16 protein-coding genes and 2 pseudogenes are annotated in these 20,936 nt (G+C 49.5%); 12 read left to right on the top strand and 6 right to left on the bottom strand.

Annotated elements, in window-relative coordinates:
- The first annotated feature begins 31 nt into the window (after positions 1-31).
- Complete coding sequence (ung, locus tag ATN88_RS24870) at positions 32-712, top strand: uracil-DNA glycosylase (protein WP_067420129.1); 681 nt, start codon at positions 32-34, stop codon at positions 710-712.
- Positions 713-927: 215 nt separating this feature from the next.
- Positions 928-1,461, top strand: coding sequence for a hemerythrin domain-containing protein (locus ATN88_RS24875; protein ID WP_067420130.1), 534 nt, complete (start codon positions 928-930; stop codon positions 1,459-1,461).
- A gap of 120 nt (positions 1,462-1,581) precedes the next feature.
- Here the strand turns inward: ATN88_RS24875 and ATN88_RS24880 are convergent, their stop codons facing one another.
- Positions 1,582-1,764 carry a DUF3545 family protein gene (locus tag ATN88_RS24880; protein WP_067420131.1) on the bottom strand — a complete coding sequence of 61 codons (183 nt, stop codon included), beginning with the start codon at positions 1,762-1,764 and terminating at the stop codon, positions 1,582-1,584.
- Positions 1,765-2,376: 612 nt separating this feature from the next.
- On the opposite strand from ATN88_RS24880, the gene ATN88_RS24885 reads away from it, so the two are divergent.
- Both ATN88_RS24885 and yaaA read left to right on the top strand, forming a co-directional pair.
- Positions 2,377-3,822 (top strand): alanine/glycine:cation symporter family protein, encoded by a 1,446-nt coding sequence (locus tag ATN88_RS24885; protein WP_067420132.1) that lies wholly within the window; start codon positions 2,377-2,379, stop codon positions 3,820-3,822.
- A 111-nt stretch (positions 3,823-3,933) separates the two neighbouring features.
- The gene (gene yaaA / locus ATN88_RS24890) at positions 3,934-4,707 is read left to right on the top strand and encodes a peroxide stress protein YaaA (RefSeq protein WP_067420133.1); all 774 of its coding nucleotides are present in this window, start codon (positions 3,934-3,936) and stop codon (positions 4,705-4,707) included.
- A gap of 71 nt (positions 4,708-4,778) precedes the next feature.
- On the opposite strand, the pseudogene ATN88_RS29050 reads toward yaaA, so the two are convergent.
- From ATN88_RS29050 to ATN88_RS24905, 4 genes and pseudogenes are all read right to left on the bottom strand, one after another.
- A pseudogene (locus ATN88_RS29050) lies at positions 4,779-5,248 on the bottom strand (alanine:cation symporter family protein).
- Complete coding sequence (locus ATN88_RS28040) at positions 5,131-6,321, bottom strand: alanine/glycine:cation symporter family protein (protein WP_408607737.1); 1,191 nt, start codon at positions 6,319-6,321, stop codon at positions 5,131-5,133. Before ATN88_RS28040 ends, ATN88_RS29050 begins: the two are co-directional and overlap by 118 nt.
- Positions 6,322-6,556: 235 nt before the next feature.
- Positions 6,557-7,810 (bottom strand): ATP-dependent RNA helicase SrmB, encoded by a 1,254-nt coding sequence (gene srmB / locus ATN88_RS24900; protein ID WP_067420134.1) that lies wholly within the window; start codon positions 7,808-7,810, stop codon positions 6,557-6,559.
- A gap of 114 nt (positions 7,811-7,924) precedes the next feature.
- Positions 7,925-8,629: a tRNA1(Val) (adenine(37)-N6)-methyltransferase gene (locus ATN88_RS24905; protein ID WP_067420135.1), complete on the bottom strand. Its 705-nt coding sequence runs from the start codon at positions 8,627-8,629 to the stop codon at positions 7,925-7,927.
- 296 nt (positions 8,630-8,925) lie between these two features.
- On the opposite strand from ATN88_RS24905, the gene brnQ reads away from it, so the two are divergent.
- Positions 8,926-10,230, top strand: a complete 1,305-nt coding sequence (gene brnQ, locus ATN88_RS24910; RefSeq protein WP_083539575.1) for a branched-chain amino acid transport system II carrier protein — start codon at positions 8,926-8,928, stop codon at positions 10,228-10,230.
- 93 nt (positions 10,231-10,323) lie between these two features.
- On the opposite strand, the gene fldB is transcribed toward brnQ, so the two are convergent.
- The gene (fldB, locus tag ATN88_RS24915) at positions 10,324-10,842 is read right to left on the bottom strand and encodes a flavodoxin FldB (protein ID WP_067420137.1); all 519 of its coding nucleotides are present in this window, start codon (positions 10,840-10,842) and stop codon (positions 10,324-10,326) included.
- A 186-nt stretch (positions 10,843-11,028) separates the two neighbouring features.
- Between fldB and xerD the strand changes: the two genes are divergently transcribed.
- The 7 genes and pseudogenes from xerD (at position 11,029) to ATN88_RS24950 (ending at position 20,868) form a co-directional block, all read left to right on the top strand.
- Entirely contained in the window at positions 11,029-11,925 is an 897-nt protein-coding gene (xerD, locus tag ATN88_RS24920; RefSeq protein WP_067420138.1) for a site-specific tyrosine recombinase XerD, read from the top strand.
- Positions 11,926-12,041: 116 nt separating this feature from the next.
- A complete protein-coding gene (dsbC, locus tag ATN88_RS24925) occupies positions 12,042-12,779 on the top strand; it encodes a bifunctional protein-disulfide isomerase/oxidoreductase DsbC (protein WP_067420187.1) in 738 nt (245 codons plus the stop codon).
- A gap of 169 nt (positions 12,780-12,948) precedes the next feature.
- A pseudogene (gene recJ / locus ATN88_RS24930) lies at positions 12,949-14,675 on the top strand (single-stranded-DNA-specific exonuclease RecJ).
- Between the two features lie 186 nt (positions 14,676-14,861).
- A protein-coding gene (gene prfB / locus ATN88_RS24935; protein WP_157490812.1) for a peptide chain release factor 2 occupies positions 14,862-15,960 on the top strand; the annotation gives its coding sequence in 2 pieces (ribosomal slippage) (positions 14,862-14,936 and positions 14,938-15,960; 1,098 coding nt in all).
- Between the two features lie 26 nt (positions 15,961-15,986).
- On the top strand, positions 15,987-17,501 hold the full coding sequence (gene lysS / locus ATN88_RS24940) for a lysine--tRNA ligase (RefSeq protein WP_067420139.1): 1,515 nt from the start codon (positions 15,987-15,989) through the stop codon (positions 17,499-17,501).
- A 209-nt stretch (positions 17,502-17,710) separates the two neighbouring features.
- On the top strand, positions 17,711-19,120 hold the full coding sequence (locus ATN88_RS24945; protein ID WP_083539576.1) for an amidohydrolase: 1,410 nt from the start codon (positions 17,711-17,713) through the stop codon (positions 19,118-19,120).
- Between the two features lie 413 nt (positions 19,121-19,533).
- A complete protein-coding gene (locus ATN88_RS24950) occupies positions 19,534-20,868 on the top strand; it encodes a sigma-54-dependent transcriptional regulator (protein ID WP_067420141.1) in 1,335 nt (444 codons plus the stop codon).
- Positions 20,869-20,936 lie beyond the last annotated feature (68 nt).

The following is a 20,936-nucleotide window of genomic DNA, read 5'->3' on the forward strand; positions in this document are numbered from 1 at the left end:
ATTAAACGAAACTCGGCAAGTTGGGGCTCAAATGACACAGGTAATTACCTGGCACGATGTGATTGGTCAGGAAAAAGAACAAGATTACTTTACACACACCATGGCGTACGTCGCAGACGCGCGTGAGCAGGGGAAAGTGATCTATCCGCCAAAAGAAGACGTGTTTAACGCGTTTCGTTTTACTGAGCTGAGCGATGTAAAAGTCGTGATCTTAGGCCAAGACCCTTATCACGGCCCGAATCAAGCACATGGTCTGTGCTTTTCTGTGTTGCCGGGGATCAAGCCGCCACCGTCGCTGGTGAACATGTATAAAGAACTGGCGCAGGATATCGACGGCTTTAGCATTCCAAGCCATGGTTATTTGAAAAGCTGGGCTGACCAAGGTGTGCTGCTGTTAAACACTGTGCTGACGGTAGAGCAGGGCAACGCACACTCTCATGCTCATCTTGGATGGGAAACGTTCACGGATCGCGTGATTGAAGCGGTAAACCAGCATTGTGAAGGTGTGGTCTTTTTGCTGTGGGGTTCCCATGCGCGTAAAAAAGGACGCGTGATCGACCGCCAACGTCATCATGTGTTGGAAGCACCGCACCCATCGCCACTCTCCGCACACCGCGGTTTCTTGGGATGTAAGCACTTCTCGTCGACGAACACCTTGCTGGGTCAAATGGGTAAAGCCCCAATCAATTGGCAGCCGGATCTCGACGCGTAAACAACACACTTTCTATCTATCCAAACAACCTGAATCCTGCATCTTCGGCGCGTTTGGGTATCAGCCCGCATTCAGTGAAATGGATCGCGGGCTTTTTCTTTGACATTGCTTCCACCAATTAACTGAACAAAAAATGACCACGCTCAATTTGTCTTGAAAAGGGCTGGTTAGACTGGAGGGATTGGAGAAATAATAATCAAAGGAAGGAAGCCGCTATGTTAGTAGCCAGTATTCATAAAGATCACAACAATATCAGTAAGCTGCTCAAGCTTCTGACTCAAAAGCTGACCGCGATTAAAAGCGAAAAACCCGTCAACTACAGCTTGATCCGTGATGCGGTGCTCTATCTTCAAGAGCATGCGGAAAAATACCACCACCCAAAAGAAGATTTGATTTACCACTTCTATATCGACAAATACAAAGATGCTGAAGCGGTGGCACGACTGGATGCTGAGCACGACAGCCTAGCGAGCCTAACAGCAGAGTTCGCCGATACTGTTGATATGATTTTGATGGATGCGGTTATCCCACTGGATCTGTTTGCTGAGAAGCTTAACCGCTTTGTTGTTAGTCAGCGCGAGCACCTTGAGCTTGAAGAGCGCGACATTTTACCTTTGATTGAAAAGCAACTGAGCACCGAAGACTGGGCGTATTTACAATCGCAGTGGGACGACGAATTGAGTGACCCACTGTTTGGCGACACAGTGTCGGATAAGTTCGTAGAATTGGCTGCGGCATTGAAAGCCTGATCTTGTCAGCTTGTTTGGGTATAGAGATAAAACAGAAAAGGCACTGACAAGGTGCCTTTTTAGATTAGGAGCGCAAAAGGATGCGTTATTTAAGTTGAACGGCTGATAGAAAACAGAGGGTTAAAAGTCAAAGTCACTATCGTTAAAATCACCGAGCATATCGATGTCTTGCAACTCTTTTCTAAGGCGCTGTCTGTCTTTCAGGGCCTCAATTTCTCTCCACTTGCGTTTGACTTGCTTAGAGCGTCCACCGCGTTGTGTTCTGTCTTGATCGAAAATATCATCGAAGGCAAAGCTATCCATAAATTCACCTCATGTTGCCGTGCGGTCAGTATTTAAGTATCAAACCTTCCCCAAAATAAAATTGAAGTGTTTCTCATTTGTTGCACCTCAGTGAAGTTTTTATGAGAGTGACATCACCCTTCCTTGTGTTGTGGTTACTTTTCAAGCATCTAAGCCCCCTGTAAATGGCGGAAATTAAATGTTTAGTACTCGTAACAAAATGCACGGCAAGCCACTGTCATATGGGCACACTTTGGGTGTTGAGTGTGTCTGCTCGGTTGTTTCACAACGACAAATTGACCGAATACGGATGTTGTGTGCGTGTTGGAATAATGTGTGGACGATGTATTTTTCAGCAGCGGTGCATGATAAAAACCAAATGTCGTGAAAAAGATAAATGCAACCTTATGCATATTGCTTTTTCAGGCCTCAACCTTCATCATCTCGCGGAAATTTGTGAGCTACGCTCAATAAAACAATACAAAAACGGCACATTTTCGGGGTTTCGAGCCGATCTGCTTGGAATGCCCACATCTTTATTCGCTGACAACGATGTCAGTTGCATCTCATCGCACCCTCGATCACCGGGGATTCTTACGTTGCGAGAATGTTTATACGTACAGAGGGGGAGGCGTGGTAAGTCTTATTAACTTTTTGAACGATCTGATATGGGGTTCTGTACTCATATATCTTTTGATCGGTGGCGGCATCTTTTTCACGCTACGACTTGGGTTTATTCAACTTCGTCACTTTGGGCACATGTTCAGTGTGATGAAAAACAGCCGTAAATCAGACAGTGAAGGCATTTCTTCTTTCCAAGCGCTTTGTACAAGCCTCGCTGCTCGTGTCGGTACCGGAAACATGGCGGGTATCGCCGTTGCGTTGACCCTTGGTGGACCCGGTGCGATTTTCTGGATGTGGCTGATTGCCATTCTCGGTATGGCAACCGCGTTTGCGGAAAGCACGCTGGCACAGCTCTACAAAACGCGTGACGATGACGGTAACTTCCGTGGTGGTCCTGCGTATTACATGGAGAAAGGCCTCGGTATGCGCTGGATGGGTGTGGTGTTCTCCATCTTGCTGATCATTGCGTTTGGTCTGGTGTTCAACTCAGTACAAGCCAACTCTATTACTCAAGCCGCCTACGTTGCCTTTGGCTTTGACCCGCTGTATGTGGGGATCGCACTGGTATTCTTGTCTGCATTTGTGATTTTTGGTGGTATCCGTAAAATCGCCCGTACTGCAGAGCTTATCGTGCCTGTGATGGCCATGCTTTACCTTGCGCTGGCGTTTTACATCATGCTGACCAACTTGGAGAAAGTGCCAGAGGTACTCTCGCTCATCTTCCGCAGTGCATTTGGTCTGGAAGAAGCCGCGTCGGGTGCTGTTGGTTATACCATTGCGCAGGGCATGGTGCAGGGCATCAAACGCGGTCTGTTCTCAAACGAAGCCGGTATGGGTTCAGCACCTAACGCAGCGGCCAGTGCAACGCCATATCCGCCACATCCTGCGTCGCAAGGCTATGTGCAGATGCTGGGCGTGTTTGTGGACACCATTGTTATCTGTACCGCGACGGTAGCGATCATCCTGATCTCTGGCGAATACATGCCAGGCAGTGAAATCACGGGTATCGAATTAACACAGCGCGCGCTGACCAGTGAAGTAGGAAGCTGGGGCGGTATCTTTATCGCGGTGGCGATATTCTTCTTTGCGTTCACCTCGATCATTGCTAACTATTCTTACGCGGAAACCAACTTGATGTTTCTGGAGCACAACCACAAGTTCGGATTGAACATTTTCCGCTGTGTGGTGCTGGGCATGGTGATGTTTGGCGCGCTGGCAGAGTTGCCTGTGGTGTGGATCATGGCTGATACCTCAATGGGCTTGATGGCCATTGTGAACATGATTGCTATCTTGCTGCTCTCAGGCACAGTGGTGAAGCTGGCGAAAGATTACAATCAACAGTTGGTGCGCGGCAAAATCCCGTCATTCAACAGCCGCAATCACCCAGAGCTTTTGAATCAAATTGAGCCTGGCGTATGGGGTAAAGCAGAAGAGAAAGCGGAGCCAAGCCGCTAACCGTCTTCGGTAATCTCTATTGCAGTTATCGGAAAAAGCCATGCCTTCAAGCGTGGCTTTTTTTGTTCCGGGTGGTAACCTTGAGGACAACTATTTGAAAGGAATGACACTATGCTGATCGTGGTTTCTCCAGCGAAAACTTTGGACTACCAGTCACCTCTGGCAACTGAACGCTTCACCCAGCCAATGTTTGTTGAACATGCAAAAGAGCTGATTGATGTGTGCCGAACGCTCACGCCCGCAGATATCTCCGGCCTGATGAAAGTCAGCGATAAGATTGCAGGGCTAAACGCAGCGCGCTTTGAAGAGTGGTCTACCGAGTTTACGACGGAAAACGCGCGTCCAGCGGTGTTGGCATTCAAAGGCGACGTTTACACCGGCCTAGAAGCTGAAACCTTGTCAGACGAGGACTTTAGCTGGGCACAAGATCACCTGCGTATGCTTTCTGGCCTTTATGGCTTGCTGCGTCCGCTCGATTTGATGCAGCCATACCGCCTTGAGATGGGCACACGCCTTGAAAACGGTCGTGGTACTAACTTGTACCAATTCTGGGGTGACATCATTACCAATGCGCTGAACGACGCACTGGAGAGTCAAGGCGATGAGGTGTTGGTGAACTTGGCATCTAACGAGTACTTCAAGTCAGTGAAACCCGCCAAGTTGAAAGGCCAAATCATCACGCCAGTGTTTAAAGACCGCAAGAACGGTCAGTACAAGGTGATCAGCTTCTTTGCCAAGAAAGCGCGCGGCATGATGGCGCGTTACATCATCGACAACCGCATCGACTCGGTTGAGGCACTGAAAGCGTTTGATACGGCGGGTTACTGGTTCTGCGCGGAAGAATCTAACGACAAAGAGTTAGTGTTTAAACGCGAAGAGCAGTGATTCAGCGATCAAACAGTAAGAAAAAGAAAAGGTTAGCCTCGGCTAACCTTTTTTGTGCTTGCTATTCAGGCTTACGCTGTCGGGTTAACAGGCTCGCCCGGTTTGTCGTCAGACGCGGACGATGACGCTTGGGTTCTACGTTCTAGTCTACGCTCCCAATAATCAGCATTCTTGATGCCGAGTTTCACAGGGTCAAACGTGTATTCTGTGACGCCTTCTTTTTGTTGACGCTCGTAATCGTTCAACGCTTTCAGTGCGGGTTTGCTCAAGAAGAAGATGATCAAGATACCGATGATGTTCAGCCATGCCATCAAGCCGACGCAATATCACCCATCGCCCAAGCAAGACCCGCCGCTTTGACCGTTCCGTAGAAAACAGCCGCAATCAAAACCAGCTTCAGCACAAACATCATGCCCGGCACTTTTACCGTGCGGCGTAAGTAAGCGATGTTGGTTTCAGCGATGTAGTAGTACGCCAAAATGGTGGTGAAGGCGAAGAAGAACAGGGCAACAGCAATGAATGGTTTACCCCAGCCTGGCATAGTGCTTTCAACCGCAAGCTGTGTGAATACAGGACCATTAGCACTGATTTCAGCTGCCAGGTTCTGAACGATAAAGCTTCGCCTGGACCATGAACATTGTATGCGCCTGTAATCAGAATCATAAATGCCGTGGCAGAACACACCAGTAGGGTATCGATGTAGATAGAAAACGACTGGACCAGACCTTGTTGTGCGGGATGGTCAACGTTTGCTGCCGCGGCAGCGTGAGGACCGGTCCCTTGACCTGCTTCGTTTGAGTAAATGCCGCGTTTAACCCCCCAACCAATTGCGGCACCAAAGCCTGCCATTGGGTTGAAGGCATCACCGACAATCAGCATCACAATCGCGGGTACTTCCGTGATGTTCAGAAGAATGATAACGAACGCGATGATGACGTAGGCCAGTGCCATAAATGGCACCACAATTTGTGTGAAGCTTGCGATACGTTTTACACCACCAAAGATGATGAACGCTAGCAGTACGGAAATGAATGCGCCCGTTGTGATTTTCGCCACGCTGAACGTACCCACGGCCGTTTCAATCATGTCACCTGAGCCAAAGGCTGCTTCGATAGCATTACCGATGCTGTTGGACTGAACGCCCGGTAGCAGAACACCACATGCAAAAATCGTCGCGATAGCGAATAGCCACGCGTACCATTTTTGGCCCATGGCTTTTTCGATGTAGTACGCCGGACCACCGCGGAACTCGCCGTCGTCTTCTTCTTTATAAATTTGAGCGAGCGTAGATTCGGTGTAGGCCGTTGCTGCACCTAGGAAGGCAACAATCCACATCCAAAAGACGGCACCAGGGCCACCGAAACCGATGGCCGCAGCCACACCTGCGATGTTACCTGTACCGACACGACCAGAGAGCGAAACGGCTAACGCCTGAAATGATGAGATGCCCTTGGAAGAGCTTTTGCCTGAAAAGAGTAGGCGGGTCATTTCGCCGAACTGACGAACTTGTACAAAGCGCGTAATGATGGAGTAAAACAAACCTGCGCCCAGACACATGTACACAAGTACTGGACTCCAGATAATGCTGTTCAAAAAATCAACAACAGATTGCATTGATAGGTCCCTCTAAAATGAAATATTGGATAGATCATTTAATATCCTGCCGAAGAATAATCTCAATTCGTTACTTATTGTTAACATTTTGTGTTATCAGTGTGACGGATTGTGATCATGATCTTCAACTGCTTATCCTTTATCCAATTGGCATAATTTGCTGCGACTAAGCGCCAAAAACGAAAAAAGGAGGCATTACGCCTCCTTTTAATTGTTTAATTAGATTGTTTAGCTGTTAGTCAGTTGTTTTATCTGCTTTTTTCGCTGCTTTTTTCGCCACTTTCTTGGCTTTTCCTTTGACTTCTTTTTTACTCAGCTTTTTCTTTTTCTTCTTAAATTCAGCTTTCTTATGTTTCGGCTTCAAACCATCAATGTAACGTTCTTTAACGTCTTCTTTCATGTAACGGCAAACGCGGTCCATCATTGGTTGGTCGTGCGCTTCAACCAGTGAAATCGCATTACCTTTTTTACCTGCGCGTGCGGTACGGCCGATACGGTGCAAGTAAACGTCCGCCTTGCGTGGCAAGTCGAAGTTAATAACGTGGTCGATATCTGGCACGTCGATACCACGTGCTGCAACGTCCGTCGCCAACAGAACATTGATTTCACCCTTAGTGAAACGCTCTACCGCGTAGGTACGTTTCGCTTGCGCCATTTCACCTTGCAGCCATGCACAAGGGATTTTCGCTTTGGTCAGCTCTTCACGCAGAGCAGCCAGACGCTCACGGGTTTTGATAAAGATAATGGCACGCTCAGCTTGCTCAGTCAGAATTGACTTCAGCAAGGCGTTCTTGTGCGCCATATCGTCACAGCGGTAGTACCACTGAGTGATTTTCTTGCGCTCACGGCGTGGTGGCTCTGCAACCACTTCAACCGGGTCGGTCAGCAGCGTGTTTTTGAAACCGTCGATGCCTTTACCTTCCAGCGTTGCTGAGAAAAGCATACTTTGCTTACGCCAGCGACATTCGTGCGACAGGCGATCTACCGCTGGGCCGAAACCCATGTCCAGCATGCGGTCAGCTTCATCCAGCACCAAGCTTTCGATTGCGCGGCAGTCAAAACGCTCGGCTTCCACGTATTCCATCAAACGGCCTGGGGTCGCAACCACGATGTCTTGAGTTTTGCCCAAGATGTTTGCGTGCTCTTGGTAAGAGATACCGCCAGTGATGGTGATGATTTTCAGATCAGTGTACTTCGCCAGTGCGCGAGCTTGATCGGCAACCTGGATAGCCAGTTCACGAGTAGGAGTCAGGATCAGTGCGCGTGCAGGGCCAGGTTTCTGACGTGGGTAGTCCAGCAAGTGCTGCAATAAAGGCAGAACAAATGCGGCTGTTTTACCTGTCCCTGTTGGCGCAGACGCCAGTACATCACGGCCATCCATTCCATGAGGGATCACGTCAGCCTGAATCGCTGTTGGTCGCTCAAAGCCCATGTCATCCACGGCCAAAAGCAGTTGAGGATCCAGTTCTAATTCAGCAAAAGTTCGCACGCGTAGTTTCTCCACTCAAAGTTAGGGGGCGGATTATATACCCAAATTCTCTCAAGATGCATCGCTTAGCGTGATTTATCACCTATGAAATCGCCACAATTTCAAGTGAGCGTGTCACATCTTGAGGTAAAACTCTTTCGTTAACGCCACAAATTCGTCGGTATAGGCGTTATCTGATTGAATAATCAGTGTTTCTGTCAGTGTCTTATCCGTTGGTGTTGCCGACAATGCCAGCAGTTTTCGGTTGACGGGTTTTGTTGGTGTGGTCTTTACCTCCAGCGCCTTGTGACAATGCAATTGGTGTTTTGGGCTGTTTGCCACCAATTGATCCGCCTCATATGAAGGTAATATCAAATAGGCGATGCCATTGCGTGATAGTCGAGACGCGATCACCTTTAACAGCATGTCATGGGAGAGTGTGTCTGTATGTCTTGCAGTTGCACGTCTTGCATCGTCCGCTTGCAGACCCGAATTAAAATAGGGCGGATTGCAGATGATGACATCAAATTGTTCGTTGTTTTCCCAACGCGTGACATCTTGCACCAGAACATCAATGCGCGCAGACCAAGCAGATTGTTCTGCATTGAATGTCGCCGTCTTGGCTGCATGCTCATCAATATCTAACGCGGTAATGCGTGATGAGGGAAAACGCTGCGCCATCATCAGAGCCAGCAGCCCAGTGCCAGTGCCGATATCAAGGATGGCGGCGTTTTCTGCAGCTTGCGCCCACGCGCCTAGCAAGACGCCGTCAGTGCTGACTGGCATACCGCAGCCTTTATCGTCGATAGCAAACTGCTTGAATTGAAAGCGTTTGTTCAAAATTCCTCCAGAAGACGTACGCACTCAAACCTTAAAAAATGGTTAAAAATGTTGCTACATTGTTGTTGATTTTTGTGTGCCACACTTTTCTAAATGCGGCAAAAATGAACATGATTGGTGTTTAATGCCATTTTGTTAATTAAAAATAGATTAAACATCTATTTTTAATTGCCCTATTGTCTGAAGGGTGAAACTTCGTCATTATTCTGCTGAATCGGTGAAGCTTAGTAAAAATAACCAAAAGGCTAACCGGCTGATTACAGAAATAATATGCAAACACACATAGGTAGTAAGAAGTGAGAGAGAGTTTAAAGGTTAGCGACATACTCGCGCTAGGTTTTATGACCTTTGCGTTTTTCCTAGGAGCAGGCAACATCATCTTCCCACCGCTGGCAGGTTTTCTGGCGGGTGAACACACCATGTCTGCAATGTTCGGTTTTCTTATCACCGCAGTAGGTCTTCCTCTTATTGGTATCATTGCGGTAGCGGTTGCTGGTGGCGGCTGGAAAGGCTTGACGCGTGACCTCCCTGCATCTGTAGCAACACTGATGGCGGTGCTGATCTTCATTATTATCGGTCCAGCTTTTGCAGCACCTCGTGCCGGCCTTGTTGCTTACGAAATGGGCTTTAAGCCATTTTTGGGCGACGTAGGTCAGTTTGAATTGACCATCTTCTCCATTATTTTCTTTGCAGTTGCCATGTTCTTCTCTTTGTCTCAAGGCAAACTGATCGACACCATTGGTAAGCTGCTGACGCCTGCACTGTTTGCTGCACTGGCGATTCTGGCGATTGCTGTTGTGGTTAATCCACAAGGTGACATCGTTGCTGCGCAGGGCGCGTATGTAGACCAAGCGTTTACGACTGGCTTCCTGGAAGGCTACAACACCATGGATACGTTCGCTGCGCTGATGTTCGGTATGCTGATCGTTGACGTTATCCGTAAGAAAGGCATCACTGACCAAGCGAAGACCTGCCAATACCTGATTTACGCGGGCGTTATCGCGGCTGCAGGTCTGGCGTTCGTGTACGTGTCTCTGTTCTACCTGGGGGCGACAGCAACGGGCGTTGCGGCAGGTGCAACGAATGGAGGTGCGATTCTGTCTGCATACGTAATGGCACTGTTTGGCCCTGCGGGTCAGATCATTCTGTCTACGATTATCGTACTGGCGTGTTTGACCACGGTTATCGGTCTGGTTTCTGCGTGTTCTGATTACTTCAGCACACTGACGAAAATCACTTACCGTCAATGGGTAGTGATCCTGTCTATCGCTTGTGCTGTGGTTGCAAACGTAGGTCTGAACCAACTGATTGCGATTTCGGTACCAGTACTGTTCGCACTGTACCCAGTGGCGATTGCGCTGATTGCACTGACCTTCCTGCGTCGTTTCATGCCTAACCCAGCGTTGGCATACCGTGTCGTTCTTGGCGTGTCTTTGGTGTTTGCACTGTTTGATGCGGCAAAAGTTGCAGGTGTTGATGTGTCTGCGCTGAAAGTGCTGCCACTGTTCAACTACGGCATGGCTTGGTTGCTGCCAACGGTTGTTGCACTGGTTGCGGTTCGTTTCGCAGGTGAAAGCAAAGGCGATTCAAGCCACGCATAAGCGATACACGAATACGAAAAAACCACCGCTTGCGGTGGTTTTTTTATGGCTGGAAAGCCGTTTTGGGGTGATGCGACGAGGGTGAGTTGAGCCTCAGAGCATGTCCTGATATTCGACCAGTACTTTCTCACACCAGCTTGCGATACGCTCATCGCTCAGATCGTATTGACTGTCTTCATCCAACGCCAAACCGACGAACTGGGTACCGTCTTCGGTAACCGCTTTTGACGCTTCAAAGGTATAGCCGTCAGTTGGCCAGTAGCCGATAAACTTTAGGCCGGTTGGCAGCAGTTGGTCATGCAGCATGCCCATGGCATCCAAGTACCACTCTGCGTAACCTTCTTGGTCACCAAGGCCAAACAATGCCGCCACTTTGCCTTGCAGTTGCAAGCCATCTAGCTCAGACCACACTGCTTCCCAATCTTCTTGCAGTTCACCGAAATCCCATGTGGAAATGCCGAGCAACAGAAGATCGTATTGGTTCATCGTCGCGACTGGGGTGTCTTTGATATTGTGGATGTCGACCAGATCATCGCCCAGAATGTCGCGGATTTTTTCCGCTGCCATTTCGGTGTAACACGTCGTCGAGCCGTAAAACAAACCTATTTTCATGTTTCAATCCTGCTGTGCCTTCTGGCGCGATTCTACCCCTCGACGCATTCTATCTCTACCCTTAATAAAATGGGATATTTGGATAAAACGTCGCCTTTCTTCATTAGGTTAGGCGGGTAACCCTTTGCAATCCGTTGGTGGTAGGGTAGTTTGGCGACAGAAAAAGCGTACGAAAGTGAGTGAAACGTGGAACAAAACGCAGCACTGGTTGAACAGTTTTTAGATGCAATGTGGATGGAGCGGGGATTGTCGGAAAACACCCTTACCTCTTACCGAAATGATCTGATGAAACTGTGTCACTGGCTGGCAGAGAAGAACATCTTGTTGATCAAGGTAACGCCGAGCACCTTGCAAGACTATCAACATTGGCTGTTTGATCAGGATTACAAGCAAACCAGCCGGGCGCGCATGTTGTCGGCGATGCGTCGACTGTTTCAATATCTTTATCGCGAAAAGCAGCGTGAGGATGATCCGACGGCCAACCTTATCAGCCCTAAGCTGCCAAAGCGTTTACCGAAAGATTTGAGCGAAGAACAAGTGGAAGCACTGCTCGATGCGCCAGATGAAGAAGACATGCTGGAGCTTCGCGACAAAGCCATGATGGAGCTTTTGTACGCCACGGGGCTTCGCGTGACCGAGCTAATCAGTTTGACCACCGAAAACGTCAGCCTTCGCCAAGGCGTGGTGCGCGTGATTGGTAAAGGCGGCAAAGAGCGTTTGGTACCGATGGGCGAAGCGGCCATTGATTGGCTGGATCGCTACCTCGCCCACAGCCGTCCGGCGTTACTGGGTGAGCAAACGTCAGACGTATTTTTCCCAAGCCGTCGCGCCCGAATGATGACCCGTCAGACCTTTTGGCACCGTATTAAGTTTTATGCGGCACTGGCGAATATCGATAGCGACTTGCTCTCGCCGCACGTGTTACGCCATGCCTTTGCGACCCATTTGCTAAACCACGGCGCAGATTTGCGTGTCGTCCAGATGCTCTTGGGGCACAGCGACCTGTCTACCACGCAAATTTACACCCATGTTGCGACAGAGCGACTAAAACAATTGCATCAGGAACACCATCCTCGTGCATAATGCTTTTCGCATTAAAAAAATTGCCTGAAGCGGGATTTTTTCCTGTTTTTCCGGTCTGAGAAGTTAACCGTTGCCGCGAAGCCGAAGGCTTTGCTTTTTTCAGGACAAAAGTAATGATGAAATTCAAACGACTACTGACAAGTGTCGTCATGGCATCTGCAATGCTGTCTGCCGGCGCGTATGCTGCTGAAGGTGCAGACAAGGCGGCGATTGCGGAAGTGTTGGCAAAATACCGACTGAATGTAGAGTCAGTAGAGAAACTGCCCCTTGAAGGGATGTACGAAGTCGTCACCAATGGTGGCGTGGTGTACACCAACAAAGACGGGTCGTATTTCATCTATGGGCAACTCTTTCACACGACCGCGACCGAATCCATCAACATGACAGAAATTACTCAAGCCAAGCGCAACAAGAAAATGTTTGACGCATCGGGTGTTGAGAAAGAGCTGATCGTGTACCCAGCGAAAAACGAGAAATACGTAGTGAACGTGTTTACCGATACCACCTGTGGTTACTGCATGAAGCTTCACCGTGAGATGCAGCAATACAACGATCTGGGTATCACGGTGCGCTATTTGGCGTTCCCTCGCTCGGGCGAGCGTTCACCTAACATTGGTGAAATGAGCGCAATCTGGTGTGCTGACGACAAAGCCAAAGCAATGGATTTGGCGAAAGCACGCAAGTTTGAAGACGAAACCGAAGCCTGTACCGATCTGGTACGTCGCCACATGGCACTGGGTTCGTCTATGGGTGTGACGGGCACACCAGCAATCATGCTGGAAGATGGCACCATGCTGGGCGGTTACCTGCCTGCTGACCGTCTGCTGCAAACGCTGGAGCAAAAAGAAGGCTAATCCTTCTGCTTACAAGCACATCTTAAAAAGCGTCGTTTTATCGACGCTTTTTTTGTTGGTGAGGCAACAGGCCTTTCGCTTTGCAATTCCCTCGCTACAATGGATCCCTCTCAATCCGCATTCTCAATGTCGTTGGTACGTGCCAACGTCAGATACAGGTTCTGTCTTCATGATTGAAATTAAACGTCGTCAGCCCGCGGCTGATGCTGCCTTCTCAAGTTCTATGCCGCCGCTTTTACAACGCATTTATGCCAACCGCGGCATCACCAGTGAAGGGGAGTTAGAGCGAAGTGCCAAGGGCCTTTTGAGCTATAACGCGCTGCACGGCATTGAGCTGGCGGTGACCTTATTGGCAAAGGCGATAGCGGATGGTCGACGTATTATTATCGTGGGAGATTTCGACGCAGACGGCGCCACCAGTTCTGCGCTGTCGGTAACGGCCCTTCGAATGATGGGCTGTAGCAATGTGGATTACCTCGTTCCTAACCGCTTTGAAGACGGCTACGGATTGAGCCCGGAAGTGGTGGAGCAAGCGGCCGCGAAAGGTGCAGAGCTTATCATGACGGTCGATAACGGCGTGTCGTCGATTGAAGGCGTAGCGGCGGCGAAAGCCTTGGGTATTCAGGTCGTGGTGACCGATCACCACTTGCCGGGTGACGTGTTGCCAGATGCCGATGCCATGGTTAACCCAAACCTCAACGAGTGTGGTTTCCCGTCGAAATCACTGGCAGGTGTGGGCGTTGCCTTTTACCTCATGCTCGCATTGCGCGCCCATCTTCGTGATACAGGCTGGTTTGCTCAGCGCGGCATGGCAGAGCCTAATCTGGCAGAGCTTCTCGATCTTGTGGCTCTGGGCACTGTGGCCGATGTGGTGTCACTCGATACCAATAACCGTATTCTCGTTCATCAAGGCTTGATGCGTATTCGCGCGGGTAAGTGCCGTCCGGGTATTCAAGCATTGATTGAAGTGGCTAACCGTAACATGTCGACCTTGGTGGCGAGTGATTTTGGCTTCGCGCTTGGCCCACGTATTAACGCGGCAGCCGCTTGGATGACATGTCGTTTGGTGTTGAGCTGTTGATGTGTCAGCACTTGCAAGCGGCAAGACAAATGGCGAGCGAACTGGATGGGTTGAACCAAACCCGCAAAGAAATCGAACAGGGCATGAAAGAAGAAGCCATGGCGATTTGTGAACGACTGCAATTTGGTGAAGGCACGCGTCTGCCTTGCGGCCTTGCGCTATTCCAGCGTGAATGGCACCAAGGCGTGATTGGTATTTTGGCCTCGCGCATCAAAGACAAATTCCACCGTCCTGTGATTGCGTTTGCCGACGGCGGTGAGGGCCTAATCAAAGGCTCTGCGCGTTCAATTCAAGGCCTACACATGCGTGATACCTTGGATTTGATTGATACCCAAAACCCAGGATTGATTAAAAAGTTCGGTGGCCATGCCATGGCGGCGGGTCTTACCATTGCTGAGGCTGATTTTGAGCGATTCTCGCGCCTGTTTGATGAGGCGGTGATGAATGTCATCAGTGAAGATGAGTTGAAAGGCATTGTGCTTTCTGACGGCGAACTGATGCCAACGGAAATCTCGCTGGATGTGGCTGAAACGCTGCGAAGCGGCGGCCCTTGGGGACAAGGTTTCCCTGAGCCTCTGTTTGATGGCAAATTCAAGCTGTTGCACCAAAAGCTGGTGGGCGGCAAGCACCTGAAAATGATGGTTGAGCCGATGATGGGTGGACAAATGGTGGATGCGATTGCGTTTAATATCGACCTTCGCCGCTGGCCAGATCCGTCTGTACAAATCGTAGAGCTGGCCTATCGCCTTGATGTGAATGAGTTTCGTGGAAACCGCACCGTGCAACTCATGGTGGAGCACATGGCGGCAGCGTAAATCCCTTTCCACAACCCTTGAGCCAGTGCGTGACGAGCACGCATTGGCTCTAAAATTCAGAGCTGACCCTATTTCCACATTTTTCTCTGAATTTTTCTCCTTTGATCCCTATCACACTCTGTATATTCCCTCCGCAATTCTGTAGAATTCGGCGGTTAAAACTCATTCCGAACTTAATAAGTGACCATGTTTGAAATCAATCCAATCAAAAACCGCCTAGCGGACATTGCAGAGCGTGCAAATGTCCTTAGGGGGTATCTTTGACTATGACGCCAAAAAAGAGCGTCTAGAAGAAGTTAATGCCGAACTTGAACAACCTGATGTGTGGAACGATCCTGAGCGTGCGCAAGCACTGGGTCGCGAGCGCGCGTCGCTGGAAGCGGTTGTAGATACCATTGACCAGCTGGATCAGGGTGGCGAGTACATCACCGATTTGTTGGAACTGGCCGTTGAAGAAAACGACCAAGATACCTTCGACGAAATCGAACCAGAACTGAGCGATTTGGAAGAGAAGCTGGCGAAGCTGGAATTCCGTCGTATGTTCTCTGGTGACCACGATAGCTCTGATTGCTATATCGACCTGCAAGCAGGTTCAGGTGGTACCGAAGCGCAAGACTGGACATCAATGATGCTCCGTATGTACCTGCGCTGGGCTGACGCGAAAGGCTTCAAAACTGAAGTTATCGAAGTGTCAGAAGGCGATGTGGCTGGATTGAAATCTGCAACTGTTCGTATCAGCGGCGAATACGCGTACGGCTGGCTGCGCACCGAGACCGGTGTTCACCGTCTGGTTCGTAAGTCTCCGTTCGATTCAGGCGGCCGTCGTCACACCTCGTTTGCTTCTGCTTTTATCTACCCAGAAGTTGACGAAAACATCGCTATCGAAATCAACCCAGCCGATCTGCGTATCGACGTATACCGTGCGTCAGGTGCGGGCGGTCAGCACGTAAACACCACCGAATCAGCGGTACGTATCACACACGTACCAACCAACACTGTGGTGCAGTGCCAGAATGACCGTAGTCAGCACAAAAACAAAGATCAGGCGATGAAGCAGCTTCGCGCAAAACTGTTTGAACTGGAATTGCAAAAGCAAAACGCAGAGAAACAGGCGAACGAAGAATCGAAGTCTGACATTGGTTGGGGTAGCCAGATCCGTTCATACGTGCTGGATGACTCACGCATTAAAGACCTGCGTACCGGTATCGAAAACCGTAATACCCAAGCGGTACTTGACGGTGATCTCGACAAGTTTATTGAAGCCAGCCTGAAATCTGGTTTGTAATTTTTTAGATAATTCAAAGGTTCACTATGACTGACCAGTTACAAGACGAAAACAAGCTGATTGCAGAACGTCGTGCAAAACTGAACCATATTCGTCAAAGCTGCAAAGCAAACGGCCACCCAAATGATTTCCGCCGTGAGCACAAAGCGGCTGATCTTCAGGCTGAATTTGGCGAAAAGACCAAGGAAGAACTGGAAGCACTGGATCATAAAGTTACCGTTGCTGGCCGTATCATGGCTAAGCGTGGCCCATTCCTGGCTCTGCAAGACGTGAGCGGCCGTATTCAGGCTTACGCTGCAAAAGACGTGCAGAACGTACTGAAAGATCAGTACCAAGGTCTGGATATCGGTGACATCATCGGCGTGAAAGGCGCATTGCACAAATCAGGCAAAGGCGACCTTTACGTGAACATGGAAGAGTACCAACTGCTGACTAAAGCACTGCGTCCTCTGCCAGAGAAATTCCACGGTCTGACTGACCAAGAAATGCGTTACCGTCAGCGTTACGTTGACCTGATCGTGAACGAAGATTCACGCAACGCATTCAAAGTACGCTCTAAGCTGATCTCTGCTATCCGTCGTTACATGGAGTCTAAAGACTTCATGGAAGTGGAAACGCCAATGATGCAAGTGATCCCGGGTGGTGCGTCTGCACGTCCGTTCATCACGCACCACAACGCGCTGGATCAGGAAATGTACCTGCGTATCGCGCCTGAGCTGTACCTGAAGCGTCTGGTTGTTGGTGGTTTTGAGCGTGTGTTCGAAATCAACCGTAACTTCCGTAACGAAGGTCTGTCTCCACGTCACAACCCAGAATTCACCATGATCGAATTCTACATGGCGTACGCGGATTACAACGATCTGATCGACCTGACAGAAGACATGCTGCGCACCGTAGCAATCGACGTTCTGGGTCACTCAGCAATGCCATACGGCGAGCACACTGTTGAATTCGGTGGCAAATACGCACGTATGACCATGCTGGAAGCGATCAAGCACTACAACCCAGAGCACGCTGAAATCCAAGTACTGACTGAAGAAGGTGTTCAGGATCGTGACCTGATGGTGTCTATCGCGAAATCATTGAACATCTACGTTGAGAAGTTCTGGACTTGTGGTCAGCTGCTGGAAGAAATCTTCGGTGAAACCGCTGAACCAAAACTGATCCAGCCGACGTTCATCACTGGCTACCCAGCAGACATCTCTCCGCTGGCACGTCGTAGCGATGACAACCCGTTCTTCACTGACCGCTTTGAATTCTTCATCGGTGGCCGTGAAGTAGCGAACGGCTTCTCAGAGCTGAACGATGCAGAAGACCAAGACTCTCGTTTCAAAGCGCAAGTTGATGCGAAAGATGCGGGTGACGACGAAGCGATGTTCTACGATGCAGACTACATCACTGCACTGGAACACGGTCTGCCACCAACAGCAGGTCAAGGTATCGGTATCGACCGTCTGGCGATGCTGTTCACCAACACGCACACTATCCGTGACGTGATTCTGTTCCCAGCAATGCGCCCTCAAAACCAGAAGAAAGACTAAGTCTGACTTGGATGTTGATGCATCCTTGAGACGCAACTGAGACAAAAAAAACACCGGTGCAAACCGGTGTTTTTTTATGCCTAACGTTACGTGTGCAATCGTTTGCTCAAGGTCACATTTTTTGCGACGCAATTAACATTTTTGTTTGGGTTTTTCCTCACTGCACGCATCATGCAGGCGCAATTCCTTGCCGCTAAATAACGAAGTAAATGATGCTGAAAAAATCCCTTCTTTCTGCCAGTGTTGCACTGGCGACCATGATGTCTTCTGCTGCATTTGCGGCGGAGAACGTTGACCTTTTGATCACAGACGCGACCGTATTGACCATGAATGCTGATAAGACAGTGTTCGAAAATGGTGTGGTAGCAGTTAAAGGCAACAAGATCGTTGCAGTTGGTGATGAATCACTGGCTGAAGACTATAAAGCGAAGACAGTCTTGGATGTGGATGGCGATATCGTCATGCCCGGTCTTATCAACACGCACACGCATGCGTCGATGACTGTATTCCGTTCACTGGGTGATGACGTGCCAGACCGTTTGCACCGCTACATCTTCCCGCTAGAGAAGAAACTGGTTAGCCGTGAAATGGTGCGTATCGGTGCGCAACTGGGCAACGTGGAGATGCTAAAAGGCGGTGTCACCACGTACGCGGACATGTACTACTTCGAAGACGAAGTGGCAAAGACGGTTGACCAAATCGGCATGCGCGCGATTCTTGGTGAGACCGTGATTAAATTCCCAGTTGCTGACGCGGCGAACGCGGAAGAAGGGATTCAGTATGCGCTGAACTTCATTAAAGAATACAAAGATCACCCTCGCATCACGCCTGCGTTTGCGCCACACGCACCTTACACCAACACCACCGAGGTGCTGCAGAAGATCACTAAGCTTTCGCTTGAGCACAACGTACCAGTGATGATCCACTTGGCAGAGTCAGATCGTGAAAACGAAGTGATTGCAGAGCGCAGTGGCGGTAAATCACCGGTTGAATACATGGCAGAGATTGGCGCATTGACACCAAACTTGGTGGGCGCACACGTGATCAACGTGGATGACGAAGACATCGCACTGCTGAAAAAGCACGATGTGGGTATCGCGCACAACATGAGTGCCAACATCAAGTCAGCGAAAGGTGTGTCTCCTGCACTGCAAATGTTTGATGATGGTCTGCGTATCGGTCTGGGTACCGATGGCCCAATGTCAGGCAACACTCTGAGCACCGTGGACGAGTTCAACCAAGTGGCGAAAGTGCACAAGTTGGTGAACAAAGACCGTGCGGCAATGCCTCCTGTGAAAGTGATCGAAATGGCGACCATTGGTGCGGCCCGCGCGCTTCACATGGAAGACAAAATCGGTTCTCTTGAGACGGGCAAGCTGGCAGACATCATCGTTGTCGATACGAAAGCGCCGAACATGGTGCCGGTTTACAACCCATACTCAGCACTGGTGTACTCTGCATATGCGACAAATGTGAAACACGCTATCGTTGATGGTCAGCTTTTGATGCAAAACCGAGACATTTTGACCGTGGATGAAGATGCGGTACGTGAAGAAGCGTTGCAATTTGCAGACAAAGTGCGACAAACCGTCATCGAAAGCGGTGAAGTTGTTCAGTAACCTTTACTGACGCCTGCCTTACAAAAAAGACCGCGTCTTACTCAGACGCGGTTTTCTTTTTTATTACCCGATACATAGCCTCACGAAATCGGGTCATAGTCTATGATCTAAGAAAAATTAGAGAGTTTTAATTTATTCTCAATATTGAGAATGGTCGTGTGCTCTTGTGTTTGTGTGGTGTCATCCAAGCGTATGAACGCAACCTTAGTTTCTGAATTTTAAGGGTTTAGTGATCATGCGAGAAACGTGTACTGTCAGATCTTTCAACAGCAGAAGTGTCTCTTTTGGGATGGTTGCTGATTTGAGATCTAAGTTGTATCTACAATGAGACAGACGGCGGTGTCTTACAAAATATAATGATACTCACAACTTTTTGAACACATGTCGTTAATGGATGACTAAAGGCAGGCGTTATGGGTATGCAATTCAGATCTGAGGCAGTTCCAAGCTCTCTTGTGGTAGTAGGAGGAACGTACGAACCATGGTTAGCAACACTGGAACAAGCGGGTTGGCGTTGTCACCGCTGTTACGATCTCAGAGCCGCACAAACGTTACTTCAGGATATCGGTCCTTGTATCGGTATCGTCGATATCAGTCACGATGACTTCAGTCTAAATGGCGTTGCATCTCTGGTAAACCGTAATAAGCAAGTTCGTTGGTTGGCGTTGATCCGTGAAGATCAACTCAACAACGATGCGATCTGCCAGTTTATCGTCAGCTTCTGCATTGACTACTTTACCTCACCGATCCCAGACAGTCAGCTGATGAGCACGATTGGTCACCAGTTGGGTATGCTCAAACTTGAGCGTCACGTCTGGCCGCAACTTGGCGATCACAGTGACATGGGCCTGCTGGGTAAGACCTCGGTCATGAAAAAACTGCGTGACCAAGTGCGCCGTGTGGCACCGACGGACGTGTCAGTCCTTATCAATGGTGAAAGCGGTACGGGTAAAGAGCTGGTGGGCATGGCAATTCACAATGCTTCAACGCGTGCGAAAGGCCCATTTGTGTCAGTGAAATGCAGTGCTCTGCCTGAGAAACTGATCCAGAGCGAGCTCTTCGGTGATGGTGTGAATGAAGGCAAAGTGCAGCAAGCACACCAAGGTACCTTGTTCCTTGATGAGATTGGCGACTTGCCGCTCAACCTTCAGGCGAATCTGTTACACCTGCTGCAAGACGGCACGGTTGAATCGCATGACGATAAGTACGCAAAAGAAATTGATGTTCGTGTGATTGCAGCAACGCACATGGATTTGGAAAAAGCGGTCGCAGAAGGGCACTTCCGCGAAGACTTGTTCTATCGCCTCAATGTACTTCGCATTTCAGTGCCTTCGCTGAAAGAGCGCAGCGCTGACATTCCAGAGCTTGCAGAGCACTTCCTGTTGAAGTTTGCTCGTCAGTACAACACGCAGGCGCGCACCTTCTCTGAAGAGGGGAATAAAATCCTGACCAACTACAGCTGGCCGGGTAACGTGCGTGAGCTGATTAACCAAGTGAAACGTGCCGTGCTGCTGGCGGACAACTTGGTGATTGAAGCTGAGCATCTGGATTTGCCACGTCAAGGTGATTACAAACAAAGCCTGCGTAAGATCCGCGAAGAATCAGAGCGTGACGCGCTGCTGGCAGTTCTGGAAAGCAATAATGGTCAGGTGTCTGCAGCAGCGAAAGAGCTTGGTGTATCGCGTGCAACCATGTATCGCTTGCTGAACAAGCACAGCTTGATCCCAGCACCGCGCAGCTTTCGCTAAGTAGCTACTAATAAGCAGCTAAGAAGCAATCAAGTAAAGACAAAAAAAGCCGCCTCTAAGGCGGCTTT

The sequence above is a fragment of the Enterovibrio coralii genome (assembly GCF_001559595.1).
Classification (GTDB): Bacteria; Pseudomonadota; Gammaproteobacteria; order Enterobacterales; family Vibrionaceae; genus Enterovibrio; species Enterovibrio coralii.

Coding starts and splice junctions, on each gene's coding strand:
- lysS (WP_067420139.1), top strand. CDS start 15,987: ATGACTGACCAGTTACAAGACGAAAACAAGCTGATTGCAGAACGTCGT.
- ATN88_RS28040 (WP_408607737.1), bottom strand. CDS start 6,321: ATGCAATCTGTTGTTGATTTTTTGAACAGCATTATCTGGAGTCCAGTA.
- dsbC (WP_067420187.1), top strand. CDS start 12,042: ATGAAATTCAAACGACTACTGACAAGTGTCGTCATGGCATCTGCAATG.
- ATN88_RS24945 (WP_083539576.1), top strand. CDS start 17,711: ATGATGCTGAAAAAATCCCTTCTTTCTGCCAGTGTTGCACTGGCGACC.
- yaaA (WP_067420133.1), top strand. CDS start 3,934: ATGCTGATCGTGGTTTCTCCAGCGAAAACTTTGGACTACCAGTCACCT.
- ATN88_RS24875 (WP_067420130.1), top strand. CDS start 928: ATGTTAGTAGCCAGTATTCATAAAGATCACAACAATATCAGTAAGCTG.
- ATN88_RS24950 (WP_067420141.1), top strand. CDS start 19,534: ATGGGTATGCAATTCAGATCTGAGGCAGTTCCAAGCTCTCTTGTGGTA.
- ATN88_RS24880 (WP_067420131.1), bottom strand. CDS start 1,764: ATGGATAGCTTTGCCTTCGATGATATTTTCGATCAAGACAGAACACAA.
- fldB (WP_067420137.1), bottom strand. CDS start 10,842: ATGAAAATAGGTTTGTTTTACGGCTCGACGACGTGTTACACCGAAATG.
- ung (WP_067420129.1), top strand. CDS start 32: ATGACACAGGTAATTACCTGGCACGATGTGATTGGTCAGGAAAAAGAA.